Genomic DNA, 21,781 nt, shown 5'->3' with positions numbered 1-21,781 from the left:
GTGGCTACAACGCCCTGAGGCCGGGTGTGGGACTACACTCACGTGTGTACGTCACAGGCAAGCGATCTGCGCATAGACGCCAGCGCCGTGCATCGTGTATTAAACCCCGTCCCCCGGGAGTCCTGAATGCAGAACGCCAAAGACATCACCTTGCGCTTGCTGATCGTTGACGACAGTGCCGAGAACGCCGAGGCCATCGTCAGCACCTTGCGCAACAGCGGCATCGCGGTGCGCCCGTCGCGGCCGCAAAGTCCCGACGAGCTGAACCAGGCGCTGAGCCAACCCATCGACCTGGTGCTGGCGGCCAACTCTTACGTCATCCCGCAATTGCTGCTGACCCAGCAGGTCGCGGCCAGCGGCAAGGACATCCCGATGATCCTGCTGACCGACAGCATCGATGCACAGATGCTGCTGGACTCAGCCGCCAACGGCATCCGCGCCATCGCGCTGCGCCAACAGCCGGATCACCTGTTGTCGGTGGTGCAGACCGAATGGACCGACCTGCAGGCCCGTCGTGGCCTGCGCCGGATCGAGGCGCAGATGCGCGAGACCGAGCGCCGCTGCGATGCGTTGATCTCGTCCTCGCGCGATCCCATCGCCTACATCCACGAAGGCATGCACATCCGCGCCAACGAAGCCTATCTGGACATGTTCGGATTCGAGTCGTTCGAGGATGTGGAGGGCATCTCGCTGCTGGATATGGTGGCGCCGCAGCATGTGGAGAACTTCAAGCAGTTGCTCAAGTCGCTGAGCAAGGGCGAAGCGCCGCCACCGCAATACGAGGTGGACGCGCGCAACCAGGACGGCGATACCTTCCCGGCGACGATGGAGTTCACCGCTGCCACCTATGAAGGCGAGAGCTGCTTCCAGATCGTGTTCCGCCGCCGCGAGGAGTTTGACCCGGAGCTGGCGCGTGAAGTGGAAGCCCTGCGCCAGCGCGACCAGGTCACCGGCCTGCTCAACCGCCCGACCTTCATGGTGCAGCTGGAGAAGGCCGTGGCCCAGGTTGGCCGCAGCGATGGTCAATATGGCTTCCTGCTGGTCGAACCCGATCACTACGCACGCCTGCTGCCCGATATCGGGCTGGATTCGGCCGATGCACTGATTGCCGCCCTTGGCCAGAAGCTGGCCCAGGCCGTTGGCGAAGACGCACAGCTGGCACGCTTTGGCGAACACAACTTCGCCCTGCTCACTGACGGCGACTACACACACACCTCGCAGATGGCAGAACGGGTGCGTAGCGCCTTTGCCTCCTCGGTATTCAGCATCGGTGAACGTTCGGCCACCGTCACCGTCAGCATCGGCGGCGTGCAGGTCGGCGAGAAGATTGCCAGCGTCGGCCAGGTCCTGAACCGCGCCAATGACTGCGCGCGCGCCGCCATCGAACTCGGCGGCAATACCTTCAAGGTATTCGACCCGGGCGCGGCCGATCGCGTCGAGGAAGAACGCATCCAGAGCTGGGTGCAGCGCATCCGCCAGGCAGTGGCGGGTGACGGCTTCCATCTGCGTTTCCGCCCCGTATTGAACCTGATGGGCGAGCCGATCCAGCTGTACGACACCTCACTGCAGATGGAAAACAATGGCGAGATGGTGGGTCCGGCCAGCTTCCTGCCGATTGCACAGGAACATGAGCTGCTGGCCCCCATCAACCGCTGGGTGGTAGCCAATGCCATCCGTGCGCTGGGCGAGCGTCGACGCGCAGGCCATCGCACGCACCTGATGGTGCGTATCACCCCGGAATCGTTCTCCGACCCTGAGCTGCTGACGGTGATCCGCACCGGCCTGCAGGCCGAAGCGGTGGACGGCGCACAGCTATGGCTGCAGATTCCCGAGGCCAAGGTGTTTACCCATCTGCGCAATGCGCAGCAGTTCCTGGCAGATGTCACCGCGCTGGGGTGCAAGGTCGGCCTGGAACAGTTTGGCTCGGGGCTGGATTCGTTCCAGCTGCTGGCGCACTTCCAGCCCGGCTTCCTCAAACTTGACAGTGCCTTTACCGCTGACCCGACGCTGGCCAAGGAGCAGTTGGAGAAGACCCGGGAAATCACCACCAAGGCACAGTCTGCAGGCATTTTGACCATTGCCGAGTTTGTGGCCGATGCCTCGACGATGAGCTTGTTGTTCAGTGCCGGCGTTGACTATGTGGAAGGTGATTTTGTCGGCCCGCCGACGGCTGAGATGGATTTTGAGTTTGGTTGATGGGTGATTGAGCTGCGTCTTGACGTTCTGCGCCAGGCGCTGCCCTCACCCCAACCCCTCTCCCGGGCTAGCAATGCGTGGGCTCACGACGCACCAGCAGCCGACGCGATCCGAGCCCCTCTCCCGCCTGCGGGAGAGGGGTTGGGGTGAGGGCAAGCTTCTAGCTAAAGATGCAAAAAAGAAGGCCGCGCAAAGCGCGGCCTTCCCACAACTACGAAGCCAGCAAACTCAGACTTCAACAATCCCTGGTATAGCTACATCCGGATTCACATCGGCGTCGTAATCCACGCCATCGATGCCGAACCCGAACAGGCGCAGGAAGTCCGCCTTGTAGCCGGCCAGATCGCTGATCTCGTACAGGTTCTCATTGGTCACCTGCGGCCACAGCTCCAGCACCTTGCCCTGCACTTCCGGCGCCATTTCCTTGTAGTCCGCACGCAGACGGCCTTCGCCGTCCACCAGCGCGATCTCACGGCCCTGCGCGTCCTGCAGCTGCTGGCGGATATGCTCGGCCGCGTTGGCACCGCCCTGCGGGCCGTTGTACAGAATGTCGTACAGGGTATCGAGCTGCTCGATGCAGCCTTCGTGCGTACCCTGTTCCTTCATCACCTTGAACAGCAGCGACAGATACAGCGGCATGGTCGGGATCGCCGAGCTGGCCTGGGTCACCACGGCCTTCAGCACCGATACGCGTGCATCGCCACCCAAGCCTTGCAGCTTGTCGCGGATGGCCAGCACCTTGTTGTCCAAGTCCTTCTTGGCGGCGCCGATCGAGCCGTTCCAATAAATGGCCTGGGTGATCTCTTCGCCGACGTAGGTGAATGCAGTAGTGGTGGCACCCGGTGCCAGCACGCCAGCCTCAAGCAGCGCATCGATCCACATCTGCCAGTCTTCGCCACCCATGACCTGCACGGTGCCAGCGATCTCTTCAGCCGTTGCCGGCTGCAGCGTGGTTTCGGTCAGCACTTCCTTGTCGGTATCCAGGCCACGCAGGGTGATCGGCGCACCGATCGGCTTCAGCGTGGAGCTGATGATCTCGCCGGTCTTGGGGTGCTTGCGACGCGGTGCGGCGAGGCTGTAGACCACCTGGTCGACCTGGCCCAGGTCAGCCTTGATGATCTCGATGACCTTCTGCTTCACCTCGTCGGAGAACGCATCGCCGTTGACACTGCGCGCATACAGGCCAGCCTGGTGTGCGTACTTCTCGAACGCGGCGGTGTTGTACCAACCCGCGGTGCCTGGCTTGGTCTCGCTGCCCGGACGCTCGAAGAACACGCCCAGGGTAGCGGCATCGCTGCCGAACGCGGCCTTGATACGCGCAGCCAAGCCGTAACCAGTGGACGCACCGAGCACCAGCACCTTCTTCGGGCCGTGGGCCAGCTTGGGCTGGGCCCTGATGTAATCGATCTGTTCCTTGACCGCCGCATCGCAACCAGTCGGATGGGTGGTGACGCAGATGAAGCCGCGCACACGCGGTTTGATGACCATGAAAACCTCGGTTGGCTAAACAGAAGACAGCAGCACAAGCAGTTTGCGCGCTGAACCGGGAGGATCGTAGTGCGCTGCCGCATCGAAAACAACCGACGCCACCGCATGGACCGCCCTGCCCTCGCCCGGATTGCGGGCAAAAGAAAAGCCGCGCAGGGCGCGGCTTTTCAGCAAGGCAGTGCGGGGCCGTCAGGGACGACGGGCCAGCTCTTCCTCGTCCTTGGCCTTGGGCAGCAGATCCTGCTTGGTGACCTTGAACGGACCGATGCTCAGCAACGGCACGGCCACGATGATCGAGGAGATGACCACGATCACGGCACCCACCATGTGGGTTTCGGCCAGGCCTTCCATCGACTCGCCACCGAACATGTACAGCGCAAGTGCGGACAGGAAGAACAGCACCGCGGTGATCACCGTACGCGACAGCGTCTGGTTGATCGAACGGTTCAGCACTTCCAGCGGCTCCACGCGCAGGCTGCGGAAGTTCTCGCGGACACGGTCGAACACCACGATGATGTCGTTGATGGCAAAACCCATCACCGACAACATACCGGCCAACACGGTCAGGTCGAACTCGCGACCGAGCAGCGACATGTAGGCAACCGTCAGGATCAGGTCGAAGAACGCGGTGATGCTGGCGACGATGGCGAACTTCCATTCGAAGCGGGCCGCGATGTAGATCAGGAAGCCGATGACCATGAACAGCGTGGCGTAGATACCGTTCATCGCCAGGTCCTTGCCGACCTGCGGGCCAACGAACTCGCCCGGCTGCACGGTGGCGAGGTTGTCCGCTGCGGTCACCGCAGTACGGACCTTCTCGGCGACCTGCTGCGCGGCATCGGCAGCATTGTTGTGCTCGCCATCCGGCGGCAGGCGGATCATCAGGTCATTACCGCCACCGACGCTCTGCACCTGGGCATTGTCGAAGCCAGCCTTTTCCAGACGCTCACGCACCGTGTCGGCGTCGATGCTCTTTTCAAAGTGGGTACGCACCACCGTGCCACCGGTGAACTCCAGGGCATAGTTGAAGCCCTTGAAGCCGATGATGGCGAACGAGGCCAGCAGCAACACCACCATGATCGCGAGCACCGGCTTGCGGTGACTCATGAAGTCGATGTTGGTGTCGTTCGGAACGATGTGAAGTGGAAACAGTTTCATGCAAGGAGTTCCTTGGAAAACCCGCACCGGTCAGGTGCGGGCTTCTGCGAAGAGATTCGCGTCAGATGGCCACGGAGGTCAGCTTCTTGCGCTTGGCGTAGATCAGCGTCGCCAGCGCACGCGATACGGTGATCGCAGTGAACATGGAGGCGAAAATACCGATGATCATGGTCAGCGCGAAACCCTTCAGCGGGCCGGTACCGAACGCGTACAGCGCCACACCGACGATCAGGCCCGTCAGGTTGGCGTCGAGGATGGTGCCCGAGGCGCGCTCGTAACCCTCCGCGATCGCCTTCTTCGCAGGCATGCCCAGTCGCAACTCTTCACGGATACGTTCGTTGATCAGCACGTTGGCGTCGACCGACAAGCCGACCGACAAGGCCAGACCGGCGAAGCCCGGCAAGGTCATGGTCGCGCCGAACATCGACATCACCGCCACCACGATCAGCAGGTTGAACAGCAGTGCCACCGAGGTGATCACGCCGAACATGCGGTAGTAGATGGCGAAGAACACCAGGGTGAAGATGAACGAGAACACCACTGCCTTGACGCCGCGGTCCACGTTCTCCTTACCCAGGCTCGGGCCGATCACGTATTCCTCGACGAAGTCCATCGGCGCCGCCAGCGAGCCGGCACGCAGCAGCTTGGCCAGGCCGTCGGCCTCGGTCTTCTCCAGACCGGTGGTCTGGAATTCCTTGCCGAACACACCATTGATGTTGGCGATGGAGATCACTTCTTCCTTGACCCGGAAGCTGCGCTGCTCCACGCCATTGACCATGGTCACCTGCGGAATCCGCTCGGTGTAGACCACGGCCATCGGCTTGCCGACATTGGCGCTGGTGAAATCAAACATGCGCTGGCCGCCGACGCTGTTCAGCGTCACGCTGACCGACGGCAGGCCGTTCTGATCAGTGGAGGTTGCGGCCTTGACCATCTGGTCGCCGGTGACGATGGTGCGCTTGTTCAGCAGCACCGGGCGACCGGCGCGGTCGCGGTACAACTTGGCTTCCGGCGGGATGCGGCCAGTGCTGGCGGCATCTTCGGCATTGCCATCAACCACGGCGCGGTATTCCAGCGTCGCGGTGGCACCGATCATGCGCTTGGCTTCGGCGGTGTCCTGCACGCCCGGCAGCTCGACCACGATGCGGTCTTCGCCCTGGCGCTGGATGATCGGCTCGGCCACGCCCAGTTCGTTGACGCGGTTACGCAGGGTGGTCAGGTTCTGCTCGATGGCGCCGGAGGCGATCTGCAGCATTTCCGCCTGCGGCACGGTGGCGGTGATGCGATCACCACTTACCGAATAACTGAAAGTCGGCTGTGCCTTGGCCAGTGCCGCGCGTGCCTTGTCGGCATCGGCAGCGTTGGTCAGGGCGATGGCGATATCGCTTTCGCCGCGACGCTCGACCGAACGATAGGAAACGCGGTTGTCACGCAGGGTGGTACGCACATCTTCGGCGAAGGCTTCGAAGCGCTTGTCCACCGCGGCCTTCTGGTCCACCTGCAATGCGAAGTGCACGCCGCCAACCAGATCCAGACCCAGCACCATCGGCTTGCCGCCGAGATTGGCCAGCCAATCCGGAACGGTCGAGGCCAGGTTCAGGGCGACGGTGTAGTTCTCGCCGGCCGTTTCGCGCAGCACCTCATTGGCGCGCGACTGGGCATCCAGCGAAGTCAGGCGGACGATGAGATTGTTCTCGCCCTCCTTCTCCACCGACTTGGCGGTAACACCGGCCTCGCTCAGCGCCTTGCTGACGCGCTCTTGCAGCGCCTCATCAATTTGCCCACCACGATTGGCGGTGATCTGAACGGACGGATCCTTCTGGTAGATGTTGGGCAGCGCGTACAGCGCGCTGACCGCCAGAACGATCAGAATCAGGAAGTACTTCCAGCGCGGAAATTCAAGCATTGCAGGATCCTGCGTGACGCCGGTGCGGCGTCACGACGTGACGGAAAGGGATCAGTCTCAGGCAGCGGACTTCAGCGTGCCCTTGGGCAGGACGTTGCCGACCGAGCCCTTCTGTACGCGGATGCGGACGTTGTCGGCCACTTCCACGGTGATGAAGTTGTCGCCGATGTCGGTGACCACGCCAGCAATGCCGCCGGAGGTCAGCACTTCGTCACCCTTGGCGATCTTCTCCAGCATTGCCTTGTGTTCTTTCTGACGCTTCATCTGCGGGCGGATCATCAGGAAGTACATCACTGCGATCAGCGCGATGGGCAGCAGGAAGGTGCCCATGCCCGGTGCAGCCGGAGCGGCCTGGGCGACGGGGAGCAGGATAGCCATCAGAGTCATTTTGTAATCCTTGATGTTGGGCGGCACCCATGCAGGCCGGATGGCCTGCGGCAGTTACCGCGAAACGGGGGTCAGCCGTGAAGTATGCCACGCGTCCGGGAGCGCGTCCCGGACCGTGTGAAGCGCCGCTACTCCCCCGACAACGCCGGGACGCTCAGGCCCCGGGCTGCATAGAAGGACTCGCGGAAGGCCAGGAAGGTTCCCGCCTCGATGGCCGCGCGCATGTCGGCCATCAGTTTTTCGTAATAGAACAGGTTGTGCAGGGTACCCAGCATCGGCGCCAGCATCTCGTTGCAGCGGTCCAGGTGACGCAGGTAGGAACGGGTGTAGCCGCCAGTACAGGCGTGGCAGCCGCAACCGGGCTCGATCGGGTTCATGTCCCGCTCGTACTTGGCATTGCGGATGCGCACGGTGCCGAACGAGGTGAAGTAGTGGCCATTACGGGCATTACGGGTTGGCATGACGCAGTCGAACATGTCCACGCCACGGGCTACGCCTTCGACCAGGTCCTCCGGCCGGCCCACACCCATCAGGTAGCGCGGGCGGTCGGCAGGCAGGATCGGATGCATGTGGTCGAGCATGGCGTTGCGCTCGTGCTCGGGCTCGCCCACCGCCAGGCCGCCGATGGCATAGCCATCGAAGCCGATCTGCTGCAGGCCTTCGGCCGAGCGACTGCGCAATTCGGTGTGCACCCCGCCCTGGACGATGCCGAACAGTGCTGCGTCATTGCCCATCGCGTCATGTGCGTTACGGCTGCGCTGGGCCCAGCGCAGGCTGAGCTCCATCGACTTGCGCGCCACCGGCTCGGTCGCCGGGTAAGGAGTGCATTCGTCGAAGATCATGACGATGTCCGAATCCAGCACCTTCTGGATTTTCATGCTCTCTTCCGGGCCCAGAAAGACCCGGGCACCGTCGGTCGGCGAGGCGAAGGTAACGCCTTCTTCGGTGATCTTGCGGCGATGCGCCAGCGAAAACACCTGAAAACCACCAGAGTCGGTCAGGATCGGCCCATTCCACTGGCAGAAGCCATGCAGGCCGCCGTGGTCGGCGATGACATCCAGGCCCGGGCGCAGGTACAGATGGAAGGTGTTGCCGAGGATGATCTCGGCACCGAGCGCGCGCACCTGCTCCGGCAGCACGCCCTTGACCGAGCCGTAGGTGCCGACCGGCATGAAGGCCGGGGTCTGCACGGTGCCGCGCGGGAAGGACAGCTGACCGCGGCGGGCGCGACCATCGGTGGTCTGGAGCTTGAATTGCAGTCGGGACATGAATGAAGAGCTGTAATGGGCCGAAATGGGGAGTTGCTGGCGCGTTGGCTGCGGACAGTCTACTTGTGCGAGCTGATCGGCGCTGATTCAAGGCCGCCGCGTCCTGCCAGCCGCACCACACCGCCGGTCCGGGCAGGGCTAGCTGGCCTGCCCAGCCGCCTCGGGTGCCGCATCCTTCAGCGGGAACAGCAGCATCGCATCGCCATAGCTGAAGAAACGGTACTTCTGCTCTATGGCGTGCGCATAGGCCTCGAACACCCGCTCCTTGCCCGCAAACGCGCTGATCATCATCAGCAAGGTGCTTTCCGGCAGGTGGAAATTGGTGACCATCGCATCGACGCTGCGGATGCGGTAACCCGGGGTGATGAATATCTGCGTTTCGCCCGCGTAGGGATGCAGCTCGCCCTCGCGCATGGCGCTCTCCAGCGCCCGCACCACCGTAGTGCCAACGCCGATCACGCGGCCGCCGGCAGCACGGGTACGCCGCACCTGCTCGACCAGCTCGGCGCCGACATTGAGCCATTCGCGGTGCATCACGTGCTGCGAAAGATCGTCCACCCGCACCGGCTGGAAAGTACCTGCGCCGACATGCAAAGTGATGTGGCCGAACTGCACGCCACGCTCGCGCAGCTGCGCCAGCAGCGCTTCATCGAAATGCAGGCCCGCGGTCGGCGCAGCCACGGCACCCACCTGCTTGGCGAACACCGTCTGGTAGCGCTCGCGGTCATCCATACCCGGCTCACGGTGGATGTACGGCGGCAGCGGCAAGCGGCCTTCGTGCACCAGCCAGGACTCCAGCGACTCCGGAATATCAAAGCGCAGCACATAGAACTCGCCGTCGCGACCAAGCACCTCGGCTTCGCCACCTGCGTCAAGCTGAATGCGGCTACCGGCCTTTGGCGACTTGCTGGCACCGATCTGCGCACGCGCCTGCTGTCCGCCGAGCAACCGCTCGATCAGGATCTCGACGCGGCCGCCACTGGTTTTCTGCCCGAACAGGCGTGCCGGGATGACACGGGTGTCGTTGAACACCAGCAGATCGCCGGGCTGCAGCAACTCGGCCAGATCGCGCACCTGACGGTCAGCAAAAGCAGCCGGTGCCGGCGGAACCAGCAGCAGGCGGCTGGCCGAACGCTCGGCCAAGGGCGCCTGGGCGATCAATTCCTCAGGCAGGTCATAGGTGAAATCGGACTTCTTCAAGGCCGGAACTTCGTACGGGGAGCCGGGTATTGTAGCCCTCGTCGGCGGAAGGGCTGGTTTTCAGGTTTCGACTCCGCTGCAATCACAGCATTGAATCAAGCGCCAAAAAGCTGAACTGACGGTCCGCGGGACAGCGGCCCACCTGCCTCAGCGCTCAAACTTCGTGGAAAGAATAATCGCGCTGTTGGTCCGCTCCACCCCATCGACTGCACCGATGGCATCGGTCACCACGTCCATCTCACTGACCCCGCCGACCACCACCATCGCTATCAAGTCATGGTTTCCACTTACCGAGTGCAGCGAGCGCACCTCGGTGATATCACGCAGCGCCTTCACCACGGCCGGCATCTTCTTCGGCAGCACGGTGATCAGCACGTGGGCACGCACCTGGCCCTGCTCGTAGTCCTCGTGGGTGCGCACCGTATAGCCGGCAATCACCCCCAACTGCTCAAGCCGGTCGATGCGGCTCTGCACCGTGGTCCGGGACAGGCCAAGCCGGCGGGCGATCTGCGCAGTGGAAGCCCGCGCGTCCTCACGCAACACAGACAACAGGCGTTCGTCGGCAGGAGAAATATTCACATTGCGAACCAGCTTCGTCGATTCGACGAAATTACCCGAAAATCCGTCGAGATCATAGCTGCCATATGTCCAGAATCTCCAGATAATGGGTATATACAAGAAACTTCTGGAGATGAGCATGACCGTACTCGGCCCCCTCGCCCCGCTTCGCGCGCACGCCGGCAGCCGCCTGACCCAAGGCCTGGACGATGCCAGCGTCGAACGCCTGGCCATCGCTCACCCGGACCTGGCCGGCGCGATCACCGCTGCCGCCAGCGAATATGCCCGCATCAAGGACGAAGCCGCCGACCTGCTGGATCTGGACGAGCACGACCAGATCGCCGCCATGCAGGCCGGTTTCGTCAACTTCTATGCCGACGACGCCGTCGTCCCGTACATCGCCCTTGCCGCCTGCGGCCCGTGGGTGGTCTCGCTCAAGGGCGCCGTGCTGTATGACGCCGGCGGCTACGGCATGCTCGGCTTCGGCCACACCCCGGCCGACGTGATGGCCGCTGCAGCCAAACCGCAGGTGATGGCCAACATCATGACCCCGAGCCTGGCCCAGCGCCGCTTCGTGCGGGCCATGCAGAAAGAGATCGGCCACAGCCGCGGTGGCTGTCCGTTCTCGCACTTCATGTGTTTGAACTCCGGCTCCGAAGCGGTTGGCCTGGCCGCACGTATTGCCGACATCAACGCCAAGCTGCAGACCGATCCGGGCGCACCGCATGCCGGCGCCACCATCAAACGTGTTGTGATCAAGGGGAGCTTCCACGGCCGCACCGACCGCCCCGCGCTGTACTCGGACTCCAGCCGCAGGGCCTATGACCAGCACCTTGCCAGCTACCGCGGCGAGAACAGCGTCATCACCGTTGCGCCCTACGACGAAGCGGCAATGCGCAAGGTATTCGCCGATGCCAAGGCAAACAACTGGTTCATCGAAGCGGTGTTCCTGGAGCCGGTGATGGGCGAAGGCGACCCGGGCCGCGCGGTGCCGGCAAGCTTCTACAAGCTGGTCCGCGAACTCACCCGCGAGCACGGCAGTCTGTTGCTGATCGATTCCATCCAGGCTGCATTGCGCGCACACGGCACCCTGTCCTTCGTTGACTACCCGGGCTACGAGACGCTGGACCCGCCGGACATGGAGACGTACTCCAAGGCCTTGAACGGCGCGCAGTTCCCGCTGTCGGTGCTGGCCGTCACCGAGCATGCCGCCAAGCTCTACCGCAAGGGCGTGTACGGCAACACCATGACCACCAACCCGCGTGCGCTGGATGTGGCTGTTGCCACCCTCGCCCGCCTGTCGCCGGAAGTGCGCCAGAACATCCGCCTGCGCGGTGAGCAGGCCGTGCAGAAGCTGGAAGCGCTCAAGGCCAAGCTCGGCGGCCTGATCACCAAGGTGCAGGGCACCGGCCTGCTGTTCTCCTGCGAGCTGGCCCCGCAGTTCAAATGCTACGGCGCCGGCTCCACCGAAGAGTGGCTGCGCATGCACGGCGTCAACGTGATCCACGGTGGCGAGAACTCGCTGCGTTTCACTCCTCACTTCGGCATGGACGAGGAAGAGCTCGACGTGCTGGTGGAGATGGTTGGCCGGGCACTGGTTGAAGGTCCGCGCCGGGCGCAAGCTGACGCTGCCTGAGTTCAGGGGCGATGCAATGCAAAGAGGCGGCCATTGGCCGCCTCTTTCCTTTTGTTGCGCTGGAAGCTCCCCTCTCCCCAACCCCTCTCCCGCAAGGGGAGAGGGGCTGACGCTGCAGTCGCACGTATCGCTTGTGCTCGCAATAGTTTGAGCCCCTCTCCCCTTGCGGGAGAGGGGTTGGGGAGAGGGGAAAGGGCGTAGCCCTTCTCAACGCACGCTGGTGACCGCCAACGCAGGGCCCGGCTGTCCACCCCAGCCGCCCAGCGCCTTGTAGACAGCAACGACACTGACATTCACCGAAGCTTCCGCTGCCGCCAACGCATCGTCGGCAGCCAACTGATTGCGCTGCGCATCCAGCAAGGCCAGGAAGTCTTCCGAGCCCTCGCGGTAACGCAGCTGCGCAAGCGATTCGGCCTTGCGTGCGGCCTGTGCCTGCTCAGCGACGATACCCAACCGCGCCTGCTGCTTGGCATATCGGGTCAGCGCGTTCTCGGTGTCTTCCAAGGCCAGCAGCACTGCCTTCTCGTACTCGGCGGCCGCGCCATCGGCCTGCGCCTTGCTGGCACGCAGGCGTGCCCGCACGCTGCCGAAGTCGAATGCCGCCCAGCTGATTGATGGGGTCAACGACCAGGCCTTGTTGTTGCCATTCACCAGGCCCGAAGCATCACCGCCGAGAAAGCCGACGAAGCCACTCAGGCTGATGCGCGGGAACAGATCGGCCGTTGCCACGCCAACACGCGCCGTGGCTGCGGCCAAGCGCCGCTCAGCCATGCGCACGTCGGCCCGCTGCCGCAGCAGGTCGCTGGTATCGCCCAGCGGCAAGGCCTTGGCGAACGCCGGCACCTCGCGTGGCTGCAGCAGTGTGTCCAGCGAGCCAGGACGCTGCCCAACCAACACGGCAAGACGATGACGTGACTGCACCTCGGCAACTTCCAACAGCGGAATATCCGCCTCGATCGCCTTCAAACGGGCGCGACTGCTCTGCACGTCCAACTCACTGCCTGCACCCAGCTCCAGCCGGGTTTCGGTCAGCCGCTGGGTCTCACGCAGATTGAGCAGCGTGTCGCGGGCAACGGCAATCCGCTTCTGTGATCCGCGCAGCTCGAAGTAGTTGCGCGCCACTTCGGCTGCCACCATTACCTGCGCGTCGGCCAGATTGTCCCGCTCCGCGCCAAGGTCAGCACGCGCGGCTTCCGCTGCACGACGCTTCCTGCCGAACAGATCCAGCTCCCACCCGGCATCGAAGCCGAGCTGGTAGGTTTCGCTGAAAACACGTTCACCACCCAACGAGGCATCCGGCTGCGTGCGCCTGTCCTGGCTGCCACCTGCAGTGATATGCGGCAGCTGATCCAGGCGCTGTTCGGTGAACACCGCACGTGCAGCGCGTACGCGGGCCATGGCGATCTGCAGATCCAGGTTGTCGCCCAGCGCATCGTGCACCAGCTGACCCAGAACCGGATCATCAAACTGTGCCCACCAATTTGCTACTGGTTGTGCGGTAGAGAACGCCGCATCTGCTGCGCCTTGCAGGCTGACCTGCTCCACTGGGGCTACCTTGTAGTCGGGCCCCACCGTCATGCAACCAGCCAGCAAGGCACTGGCCATTGCGGTCACCAACAGGCGCATCACCACGGCAGCACCTCGCCAAGGTAGCTGAAGCTGCCGGTCGGGCCGTCGTCAGCAATCAAGGCCATGCCCACGCTGGAGCGCGCGCCTTCGGCGACGTCGATCTCACCTTCGCCACCGTTCATGTCGGTCTTGACGTAGCCCGGATGCACCGCGTTGACCTTGATCGAGCCTTCGCGCAACTCATGCGCCAACTGCACCGTCCACGCGTTCAGCGCGCTCTTGGAAGCGTTGTAGGCCGGCACGATGAAACCATAGATCGAAGAGCCCGGCTGCGCATGCAGGGTCAACGAGCCGAGGATGCTGGACACATTGACGATGCGTCCGGCTGGCGCAGCGCGCAGCAGCGGAAGGAAGGCCACGGTCACCTCAACCACGGCGAACAGATTGGTGTTGAAGGTGCCGCGCCAGGTTTCCAGCGACTGGCCGCTGGCACCGGCCTGCAGGTCATCAACCAACACGCCGGCGTTGTTGACCAGGATATCGAGCTTGCCGTGCTGTTGCGTCACGCGCTCAACCGCTACCGCGATACTGTCGGTGTCATTGACGTCGAGCTGGATGGCTTCCACCGGCAGGCCTTCTGCCTGCAGCTCCTGCGCCTTTGCGGCGGCAGTGTCGTAGTTGCGCCCGGCCAGCAGCGTATGCACGCCCGCGGCTGCGAGCTGGCGTACGGTCTCAAGACCGATGCCGCGAGTGGCGCCGGTAACCAGGGCAACTTTGGTGTTCTGGGTATTCATCTGCTTTTCCTTGGGGGAATGAATTGATACAAGCCCGATAACATTTCAAACCGTCCCTGCCAGTGAAGGCGACAAGGACCTGCGGGAGGCAACACATCTGCAGCCTCCCGCAACGGAGTTACACCTGCCATCAATGGTGGATGGTCGGCTCACCATGCTGTACCAGCTTGCCGCCACCGTTACGTGACACGAACTTGCGCAGCGCCACGTAGAACACCGGGGTCAGGAACAGGCCGAACAAAGTCACACCCAGCATGCCGGCAAACACGGTAATGCCCGTCACCGAGCGGACCTCGGCACCTGCGCCATGCGACAGCACCAACGGCACCGTGCCGGCGATGAAGGCGATCGAGGTCATCACGATCGGGCGCAGACGCAGACGGCAGGCTTCCAATGCCGCCTCGACGATACCCTTGCCACCCATCTCCAACTCACGGGCGAACTCGACGATCAGGATCGCGTTCTTGCACGCCAGGCCCATCAACACCACCAGGCCGACCTGTACGAAGACGTTGTTGTCACCGCCGGTGAGCCACACCCCGAACAAAGCCGACAGCAAGGTCATCGGTACGATCAGGATCACCGCCAGCGGCAGCGACCAGCTCTCGTACAGCGCGGCCAGCACCAGGAAGGCCAGCAGGATCGCCACCGGGAACACGATGAAGGCAGCCTTGCCCTGGGTGGCCTGCTGGTAGCTCAGGTCAGTCCATTCTGTGACCATGCCGGCCGGCAGCACCTGCCCGGCAATCTCGGTCAGCTTGTTCATCGCCTCGGCCGAGGACAGCATGCGCGGATCGGCTTCACCGGCCAGATCAGCCGCCGGATAACCGTTGAAGCGCAGCACCGGATCCGGGCCATAGGTTTCCTTGATGGTCACCATCGAGCCAATCGGCACCATCTCGCCGCGATCATTGCGGGTACGCAGTTTGCCGATATCTTCCACGCTGTCGCGGAACTGACCATCAGCCTGCGCGATCACCTGCCAGGTACGGCCGAACTGGTTGAAGTCGTTGACGTAGGCCGAACCCAGGTAGGTCTGCAGCGTGTCGAACAACTCGGTCAGCTGCACACCTTGTGCCTTGGCCTTCACACGGTCGACCTCCGCATCCAGCTGCGGCACGTTGGCCTGATAGCTGGTGATCGGATAAGCCATACCCGGCGTCTGTACGACCGCGCCCTGCATGCTCTGCACAGCGTTCTGCAAGGCGCCATAGCCAAGATTGCCACGGTCTTCGATGAACATCTGGTAGCCGTTGCCGTTGCCCAGCCCGAGGATCGGCGGCGGCATCATCGCGAAGGCAAACCCTTCCTGCAGCCCGGCGATCTTCTGGTTGATCTCGGCATTGATCTGCGCAGCGGTACGGCCCTTGCGCTCATTGAACGGCTTGAGCGGAATGAACGCCACGCCGGTGTTTGGCGTATTGGTGAACTGCAGCGCATTCAAGCCGGGGAACGAGATGGTGTGGGCAACGCCATCGGTCTCCTGGGCAATCTTGGCTACCTTGCGCAGCATTTCATCGGTACGGGCAATCGACGAGCCCTCCGGCAGCTTCACACCGGCGATCAGGTACAGCTTGTCCTGGGTCGGAATGAAGCCTGGCGGCACAAGTTTGAAGATCACGCCAGTACCAACCAACAACACCGCGTAGACCACGAACACCGCGCCGCGACGACCGAGGATGCGCGACACGCCGCGCTCATACTTTTCGGAACTGGTCTTGAAGAAGCGATTGAACGGACGGAATACCCAGCCGAACAGCTTGTCGATCAGTCGGCTCGGCGCATCCTTGGCCGCGCCATGCGGCTTGAGCAAACGCGCGGCCAAGGCCGGCGACAGGGTCAGCGAGTTGATCGCCGAGATCACCGTGGAAATGGCAATCGTCACCGCGAACTGCTTGTAGAACTGGCCAGTAACACCGGACAGGAAGGCCATCGGCACGAATACCGCACACAGCACCAACGCAATCGCGACGATCGGGCCGGATACTTCCTTCATCGCCTGGTGCGCAGCAGCCGTCGGTGACAAGCCTTCCTCGATATTGCGCTCGACGTTCTCCACCACCACGATCGCGTCATCGACCACGATGCCGATCGCCAGCACCAGGCCGAACAGGCTCAGCGTATTGATCGAGAAGCCCAACAGGTACAACGCGGCAAACGTACCGACCACCGACACCGGCACTGCGATCAGCGGAATGATCGACGCACGCCAGGTCTGCAGGAACAGGATCACCACCAGCACCACCAGCGCGATGGCCTCCAGCAACGTGGTCACCACGGCCTTGATCGAGTCACGCACGAAGATAGTGGTGTCATACACCGCCTCGTACTTCACGTCGGCCGGGAAGCTCTTCTGCAGCTCGTCCATGGTGCCGATGACGGAATCACGGATCTCCAGTGCATTGGCGCCCGGGGCCTGGAAGATGCCAATGCCAACCGCGTTCTTGCCATCCAGCTGCGAGCGCAAGGTGTAGTCGCCCGCGCCCAGCTCGATGCGAGCGACATCGGACAAGCGCACGACTTCGCCATCGGTACCACTCTTGAGCACGATGTCACCGAACTCCTGCTCGCTGCGCAGGCGGCCCTGTGCATTGATCAAGGTCAGGAACTGGCTATTCGGCATCGGCTCGGCACCAAGCTGGCCGGCAGATACCTGCACGTTCTGCTCGCGCATCGCACGCACCACGTCGCTGGCGGTCAGCCCGCGCGAGGCAACCTTGTCCGGGTCCAGCCAGGCACGCATGGCGTAGTCACCACCACCGAAGATCTGCGCATCGCCGACGCCGGGAATACGCGCCAGTCCATCCTTGACGTGCAGGCGGGCGTAATTGCGCAGGTACAAGGTGTCGTAGCTGCCCTTGGGCGAAGTGAGGTGCACGACCATCAGGAAGGTCGGCGACTGCTTCTGGGTGGTTACGCCCTGCCGGCGCACATCTTCAGGCAAGCGCGCCTGCGCCTGCGCGACGCGGTTCTGCACCTTCACCGCCGCTTCGTCCGGATCGGTGCCCGGGCGGAAGGTGACGGTCATCTGCAGCACGCCATCGGAGCCGGCCACCGACTTGAGGTACATCATGCCCTCAACGCCGTTGATCGCCTCTTCCAAGGGCGTCGCCACCGTCTCGGCGATCACCTTGGGATTGGCACCGGGATACACGGTGCGCACTACCACCGACGGCGGCACCACTTCCGGGTACTCACCGATGGGAAGGAAGGGAATGCTGACCAGGCCAGCGGCGAAAATCACGATCGACAACACAGCCGCGAAGATCGGCCTGTCGATGAAAAACCTGGAAAAATCCATGGGAAATCCTTGGAAAAAGCTGGCGCCAGGCCGCAGCCGCCCTGCCCGCTCCCGACCGCAGCAGGCAAAAACGGCCGGCAGCCGCGCCGGCGAAGGTAATAGCGGCTTAGTTGATGCTGCTCACGGCCTGGGTTGCTGCAGCAACACGCTGCATCGCAACCGGCTTGGCCTGTACCGGCATGCCGGGCATGAACACCTTCTGCACGCCGTCGACGATCACCTTGTCGCCAGCAGCCAGACCCTGTTCAACGATGCGCAGGCCCTCGGCATTGCGACCAAGCTGCACATCACGACGCTGCGCCTTGTTGTCCTTGTCCAGCACGAAGACATACTTGCGGTCCTGATCCGTGAGCACCGCCTTGTCGTCCACAAGTACCGCCTGGAACTGGCCGCTGCCCAGCAGCTGCACGCGAGCGAACAGGCCAGGAGTGAACTGACGACTGGCGTTGTCCAGCAGCGCACGCACGCGGATGGTGCCGGTGCTGCGGGTGATCTGGTTGTCAAGGAAATCGACTTTTCCCTCGTGCGGATAGCCCTGCTCACCGCTCAGCCCAACCTTCACCGGCAAGGCCTGATCGCGCTCACTCGGACGTTCACCATTACGTGCCATCTGCGCATAGCGCAGGTAGGTAGACTCGTCGGCGTCAAAGTACACATGCACCGTATCCAGCGATACCAGGGTGGTCAGCACACTGGCTGCATCACCTGCGGTAACAAGATTGCCCGCGGTGACCATTGCGCGCCCGGCGCGGCCATCAATCGGCGCACGCACCTTGGTGAACTCCAGGTTGAGCCGCGCTGCATCCAGGGCCGCCTGCGCGGCCTGCACCTGCGCGCCGGCCTGATCAGCGCTGGCGCGGCGTTGCTCCGCGGTTTCCGCAGCAATGGCCTGTTGCTCGGCCAAGCGACGCGCACGCTCGGATTCGCTGCGTGCCAAGCCCGCCTGGGTGCGTGCACGGTTCAATTCAGCCTGCGCCCGGTTGAACTCGGCCTGGTAGCTGCGCGCGTCGATGGTGAACAGCACATCACCCTTCTTCACCTCTTCGCCTTCGACATAGTTGACCTTGTCGATGTAACCGGACACACGCGGGCGCAGCTCAACGCTCTGCACCGCCTCGATACGGCCACTGAACTCGTCCCACTGTGCAACCTGCTTGATCAGCACCGGCGCGACACTTACTTCGGGAGCTGGCGGAGCCGCGTTTTCAGCGTGGCCACCGCTGCAGGCAACCAGGACAGCCAGACTCAGCGCCGACATGCCTGCCAAGGCAACGCGGCGCAGCGTGGGTGATGGGGAGATACCTTTCATTTCGTGCTCCAAGGGGGAGGTGATCAGGGGATTTCAGGACTACAAAGCGGAGCTCAACATCGCCAGCGCCGCGGCTCGCAGCGCGATTTGCTGCGCAACGGGGCCTTGGCCGGCGTAAACAGGACTGTCTGCGGCAGGATCACTGTCCCGCTCGCGGAAATTTTTGGCCCACCAATGGGACAACTCCACCCAGAAGCCGCCACAATTCGGCCGCGCTCTTACGCCACGCAGGTGTCGGGCAACGCACGGACGAGTGCTCAAGCAACGCCTCAAACTGCAATGGATTCAATCGATTGCCAGCCAGCCTGGACGGCAAAGCATTGCGGTAACTGGGCTCGCGGCGCGGCGCTGGCAGGGCCATGGGGGAGCGCATACGCATGACGACATGTCCGGATTGAGTACAGGCGTACAAGATATACCCCTAATCCAGACTTGATTAGTACGGATTGAAGGGAATAATCATCCCGTCGCCGGCACAATTCCGTTGCCGCAAGAGTCCTACCCATGGCCAACGATCTCAACGACACCCTGATCTTCGTCAAAGTGGTTGAACAGGGCAGTTTCACTGCCGCTGCGCGACTGCTCGGCCAACCCAAGACCACGGTCAGCCGCAAGGTGCAGGAGTTGGAAACCCGCCTGGGCGCGCGTTTGCTGCACCGGACCACGCGTCGGCTCGGACTGACTGAAGCCGGTACGGTCTACTACGAGCACTGCCAGCGCATCGCCCGCGAACTGGACCAGGCCGAGAGCGCGGTCAGCCAGCTGCAGTCCGGCCCGCGCGGCTGGCTGCGCTTTACCGTGCCGTACTCCATCGGCACCTGCTGGATTGCACCGCTGCTGGGCCAGTTTCAGAGTGAATACCCGGAGATCCGGGTGGATATGCATCTGGGCAACGAAACCCTGGACCTGATCTCCGGTGAAGTGGATCTGGCGCTGCGCGTCGGCGCACTGCCCGACTCCAACCTGATCGCCCGCAAGCTGGGCAGTCTGCGCACCCAGGTATTTGCCAGCCCGGCCTATATCGCCGTGCACGGCGAGCCCCAACACCCCGATGAGCTGCAGTTCCACCGCACGTTGGCGATCCGCAAGACACATCAAGGGCAAACCCAGCGTTTTACCTGGACGCTGGCCGAGAATGGCGGAGAGATGCGCGAATTTCCGGTCAACCCACTGCTGGTGGCAAATGACCCGTCAGCCCTGAATGCCGCCCTGGTGGCCGGCGAGGGCCTGATGTTGAGCAGCGACGTGATGGCCAAGCCCTTTGTCGAATCTGGCATGGTGCGGCAGATCCTGCCCGGCTGGACCGGACCGGATTACGACTTCAATGCGGTATTTGCCGGCGGCCGCCTGGTCTCACCCAAGGTCCGCGCATTCATTGATTTCCTGGTCGCCAAGCTCAACTTCGACGCCAACTACATGATGTTGCAGTGCCCGAATGCCAAGCGCCTGGCCGATATCGAGCAGGAGTATCAGCAGCGTTCAAAGGGTCACCCCAAGCTGCGCGTGGTGGAAGCACTCAGCGCCTGATAGCAGTCCCAAGCATCAGGCTGTAACGCAAGCCAGCGCAATGCGAGACACACGCAACCAGCTGACAGCTGGATCAGATGCCGACAGGGACCGAAAACCAGGCGGAAGATGGTTGACGCTCTCATCACCCATCAACGGGATCGATTACCCAAAATACGGCCCTTGCTTTTTCGTCAGCGCGGGAAATGAGAGGAATGACTGAGCCATCATTTTGATACTGTGCTGGCGAAGCAGTCCGAGCGACGTTCTGAGCGCAGCTCGGGCAAGGCATTTCATATAAGTCGAAGCCACGATTTGATGTGCAGCCGAAGCGTACTGGCGGGTACATCGCTCGATGTCGCTCAAGCAGCAACGCGGGAATGAAACTGCAATCCAATCGACACTAAAGCCATTACTGCTCGGCGATCAACCCTACGAAGGCTGTTCGATTGATGCACCACGAGAAGCGCTTCGGGATAAGCGGCGCTTCCGCCCATCCATCGTGAGTGACGATTTCAGTCCAGCGGCATTATCGATCGAAGTTGATCCGAGGCTGCCAGCCATGCGAGCCAATCGGCTGCTGGAACAAGTCGACGTCTAGCGCGACCACCCACATGGAATTGTCGTTTTTCGAGATGCACCGCAAATCCAGGCATCCTTTTGCTGCTGATCGATGGGTACACATTCCATTATTTTTGCCCACCAAGCCTACGTAGCAACCGCCCAATTTGGCCACTCATCGCTTGATTGAACATCGAACACGATGACCCGCCCCGCCTTGGCTACGCCTTCCAAAAACCGAAGATCCGTGCGACACCCGCGCTCGCTCAAGCGAGCAATCCCCCTTGCAAGAAGCTGCATCGGTGTGATTTTCAGCGAAATTTTCGCGCAGGTTATAAACAGCAACGCCGTCAACCATGGCCAGTTCCACATTATCACCCCTGTCAAAATTGACAGTTAATTTTTAACTGGGTACAGCATCCATGCCGGAGCAGGGATTTTGAGCAACGCTCAACCGAACCGTTGACAGCCACAAAGTGCGCATGCAATAAAACAGCCTGCGTGAACTCAGGCAGTTGCTGATGTGAAAATACATGACCTCCCGCTTATGCTTGGCTAGAACCCGGGCAATCCGCCCATGGATATCCGGGCTACGCCCCAGGCCAGGCAGCAACTGCGACCGGCAACGAAATGGCAGCAAACACAGACCAATGCGCGAGACATACTCGCCACCAATATTGGATCAACGATAAGCTCATGACTACAACTACCCGCACAAACACTATACCGCTACTGGTATTGGCGGTTTTCGCTATCGCAAACGCGATCGATTTCATATTTTATGGCCAGCGGCCCTACAACCTTGCGGCCTTGATCGGAATCCTGCTGATGGCATTCGGCATCTTGAATGGAAAGAAAGCAGCGTCCAGCTTGGGAGCAGCCTTGGCCATAATCGCCATCGCTTCAAAATACATCTGACACACAGAACAACCAATAAAGCCCTC

The 21,781-nt window shown here is 62.4% G+C and carries 15 protein-coding genes; 4 read left to right on the top strand and 11 right to left on the bottom strand.

Annotated features, from left to right (window positions below):
* Positions 1-126: 126 nt before the first annotated feature.
* Entirely contained in the window at positions 127-2,196 is a 2,070-nt protein-coding gene (locus ACVOL0_RS04975; protein WP_481548136.1) for an EAL domain-containing response regulator, read from the top strand.
* Positions 2,197-2,424: 228 nt separating this feature from the next.
* Here ACVOL0_RS04975 and fabV read toward each other — a convergent pair whose 3' ends face one another.
* From fabV to ACVOL0_RS04940, 7 genes are all read right to left on the bottom strand, one after another.
* Positions 2,425-3,684, bottom strand: coding sequence for an enoyl-ACP reductase FabV (gene fabV, locus ACVOL0_RS04970; protein ID WP_481548135.1), 1,260 nt, complete (start codon positions 3,682-3,684; stop codon positions 2,425-2,427).
* 189 nt (positions 3,685-3,873) lie between these two features.
* Positions 3,874-4,842, bottom strand: a complete 969-nt coding sequence (gene secF, locus ACVOL0_RS04965; protein ID WP_481548134.1) for a protein translocase subunit SecF — start codon at positions 4,840-4,842, stop codon at positions 3,874-3,876.
* Positions 4,843-4,903: 61 nt separating this feature from the next.
* The gene (gene secD / locus ACVOL0_RS04960; protein ID WP_481548133.1) at positions 4,904-6,748 is read right to left on the bottom strand and encodes a protein translocase subunit SecD; all 1,845 of its coding nucleotides are present in this window, start codon (positions 6,746-6,748) and stop codon (positions 4,904-4,906) included.
* A 57-nt stretch (positions 6,749-6,805) separates the two neighbouring features.
* Positions 6,806-7,135 (bottom strand): preprotein translocase subunit YajC, encoded by a 330-nt coding sequence (gene yajC / locus ACVOL0_RS04955; RefSeq protein WP_481513552.1) that lies wholly within the window; start codon positions 7,133-7,135, stop codon positions 6,806-6,808.
* A 128-nt stretch (positions 7,136-7,263) separates the two neighbouring features.
* The gene (gene tgt / locus ACVOL0_RS04950) at positions 7,264-8,403 is read right to left on the bottom strand and encodes a tRNA guanosine(34) transglycosylase Tgt (RefSeq protein WP_312915162.1); all 1,140 of its coding nucleotides are present in this window, start codon (positions 8,401-8,403) and stop codon (positions 7,264-7,266) included.
* 138 nt (positions 8,404-8,541) lie between these two features.
* Positions 8,542-9,603: a tRNA preQ1(34) S-adenosylmethionine ribosyltransferase-isomerase QueA gene (queA, locus tag ACVOL0_RS04945; RefSeq protein WP_481548132.1), complete on the bottom strand. Its 1,062-nt coding sequence runs from the start codon at positions 9,601-9,603 to the stop codon at positions 8,542-8,544.
* A 147-nt stretch (positions 9,604-9,750) separates the two neighbouring features.
* Positions 9,751-10,182: an Lrp/AsnC family transcriptional regulator gene (locus ACVOL0_RS04940; protein ID WP_282271858.1), complete on the bottom strand. Its 432-nt coding sequence runs from the start codon at positions 10,180-10,182 to the stop codon at positions 9,751-9,753.
* A 118-nt stretch (positions 10,183-10,300) separates the two neighbouring features.
* Here ACVOL0_RS04940 and ACVOL0_RS04935 point away from each other — a divergent pair, with 118 nt between their 5' ends.
* The gene (locus tag ACVOL0_RS04935) at positions 10,301-11,797 is read left to right on the top strand and encodes an aminotransferase class III-fold pyridoxal phosphate-dependent enzyme (protein ID WP_481548131.1); all 1,497 of its coding nucleotides are present in this window, start codon (positions 10,301-10,303) and stop codon (positions 11,795-11,797) included.
* 207 nt (positions 11,798-12,004) lie between these two features.
* Here the strand turns inward: ACVOL0_RS04935 and ACVOL0_RS04930 are convergent, their stop codons facing one another.
* From ACVOL0_RS04930 to ACVOL0_RS04915, 4 genes are all read right to left on the bottom strand, one after another.
* Positions 12,005-13,423, bottom strand: coding sequence for an efflux transporter outer membrane subunit (locus tag ACVOL0_RS04930; protein WP_481548160.1), 1,419 nt, complete (start codon positions 13,421-13,423; stop codon positions 12,005-12,007).
* Positions 13,423-14,160 carry an SDR family oxidoreductase gene (locus ACVOL0_RS04925; RefSeq protein WP_481548130.1) on the bottom strand — a complete coding sequence of 246 codons (738 nt, stop codon included), beginning with the start codon at positions 14,158-14,160 and terminating at the stop codon, positions 13,423-13,425. The genes ACVOL0_RS04930 and ACVOL0_RS04925 overlap by 1 nt, the downstream gene beginning before the upstream one ends.
* Before the next feature lie 130 nt (positions 14,161-14,290).
* Positions 14,291-17,461, bottom strand: a complete 3,171-nt coding sequence (locus tag ACVOL0_RS04920; RefSeq protein ID WP_481548129.1) for an efflux RND transporter permease subunit — start codon at positions 17,459-17,461, stop codon at positions 14,291-14,293.
* Between the two features lie 106 nt (positions 17,462-17,567).
* Positions 17,568-18,761: an efflux RND transporter periplasmic adaptor subunit gene (locus ACVOL0_RS04915; protein WP_481548159.1), complete on the bottom strand. Its 1,194-nt coding sequence runs from the start codon at positions 18,759-18,761 to the stop codon at positions 17,568-17,570.
* 513 nt (positions 18,762-19,274) lie between these two features.
* Here ACVOL0_RS04915 and ACVOL0_RS04910 point away from each other — a divergent pair.
* Together ACVOL0_RS04910 and ACVOL0_RS04905 are read left to right on the top strand one after the other, a co-directional pair.
* Positions 19,275-20,297 (top strand): LysR family transcriptional regulator, encoded by a 1,023-nt coding sequence (locus tag ACVOL0_RS04910; RefSeq protein ID WP_481548128.1) that lies wholly within the window; start codon positions 19,275-19,277, stop codon positions 20,295-20,297.
* A gap of 1,236 nt (positions 20,298-21,533) precedes the next feature.
* Complete coding sequence (locus tag ACVOL0_RS04905) at positions 21,534-21,755, top strand: hypothetical protein (RefSeq protein WP_481548127.1); 222 nt, start codon at positions 21,534-21,536, stop codon at positions 21,753-21,755.
* Positions 21,756-21,781: the final 26 nt, after the last annotated feature.

Source organism: Stenotrophomonas sp. STEN021 (assembly GCF_056760175.1).
This window is presented reverse-complemented; position numbering and strand designations above follow the sequence as displayed.

Coding starts and splice junctions, on each gene's coding strand:
- ACVOL0_RS04920 (WP_481548129.1), bottom strand. CDS start 17,461: ATGGATTTTTCCAGGTTTTTCATCGACAGGCCGATCTTCGCGGCTGTG.
- ACVOL0_RS04935 (WP_481548131.1), top strand. CDS start 10,301: ATGACCGTACTCGGCCCCCTCGCCCCGCTTCGCGCGCACGCCGGCAGC.
- yajC (WP_481513552.1), bottom strand. CDS start 7,135: ATGACTCTGATGGCTATCCTGCTCCCCGTCGCCCAGGCCGCTCCGGCT.
- secD (WP_481548133.1), bottom strand. CDS start 6,748: ATGCTTGAATTTCCGCGCTGGAAGTACTTCCTGATTCTGATCGTTCTG.
- secF (WP_481548134.1), bottom strand. CDS start 4,842: ATGAAACTGTTTCCACTTCACATCGTTCCGAACGACACCAACATCGAC.
- ACVOL0_RS04905 (WP_481548127.1), top strand. CDS start 21,534: ATGACTACAACTACCCGCACAAACACTATACCGCTACTGGTATTGGCG.
- ACVOL0_RS04975 (WP_481548136.1), top strand. CDS start 127: ATGCAGAACGCCAAAGACATCACCTTGCGCTTGCTGATCGTTGACGAC.
- fabV (WP_481548135.1), bottom strand. CDS start 3,684: ATGGTCATCAAACCGCGTGTGCGCGGCTTCATCTGCGTCACCACCCAT.
- ACVOL0_RS04910 (WP_481548128.1), top strand. CDS start 19,275: ATGGCCAACGATCTCAACGACACCCTGATCTTCGTCAAAGTGGTTGAA.
- ACVOL0_RS04925 (WP_481548130.1), bottom strand. CDS start 14,160: ATGAATACCCAGAACACCAAAGTTGCCCTGGTTACCGGCGCCACTCGC.
- tgt (WP_312915162.1), bottom strand. CDS start 8,403: ATGTCCCGACTGCAATTCAAGCTCCAGACCACCGATGGTCGCGCCCGC.
- ACVOL0_RS04930 (WP_481548160.1), bottom strand. CDS start 13,423: ATGCGCCTGTTGGTGACCGCAATGGCCAGTGCCTTGCTGGCTGGTTGC.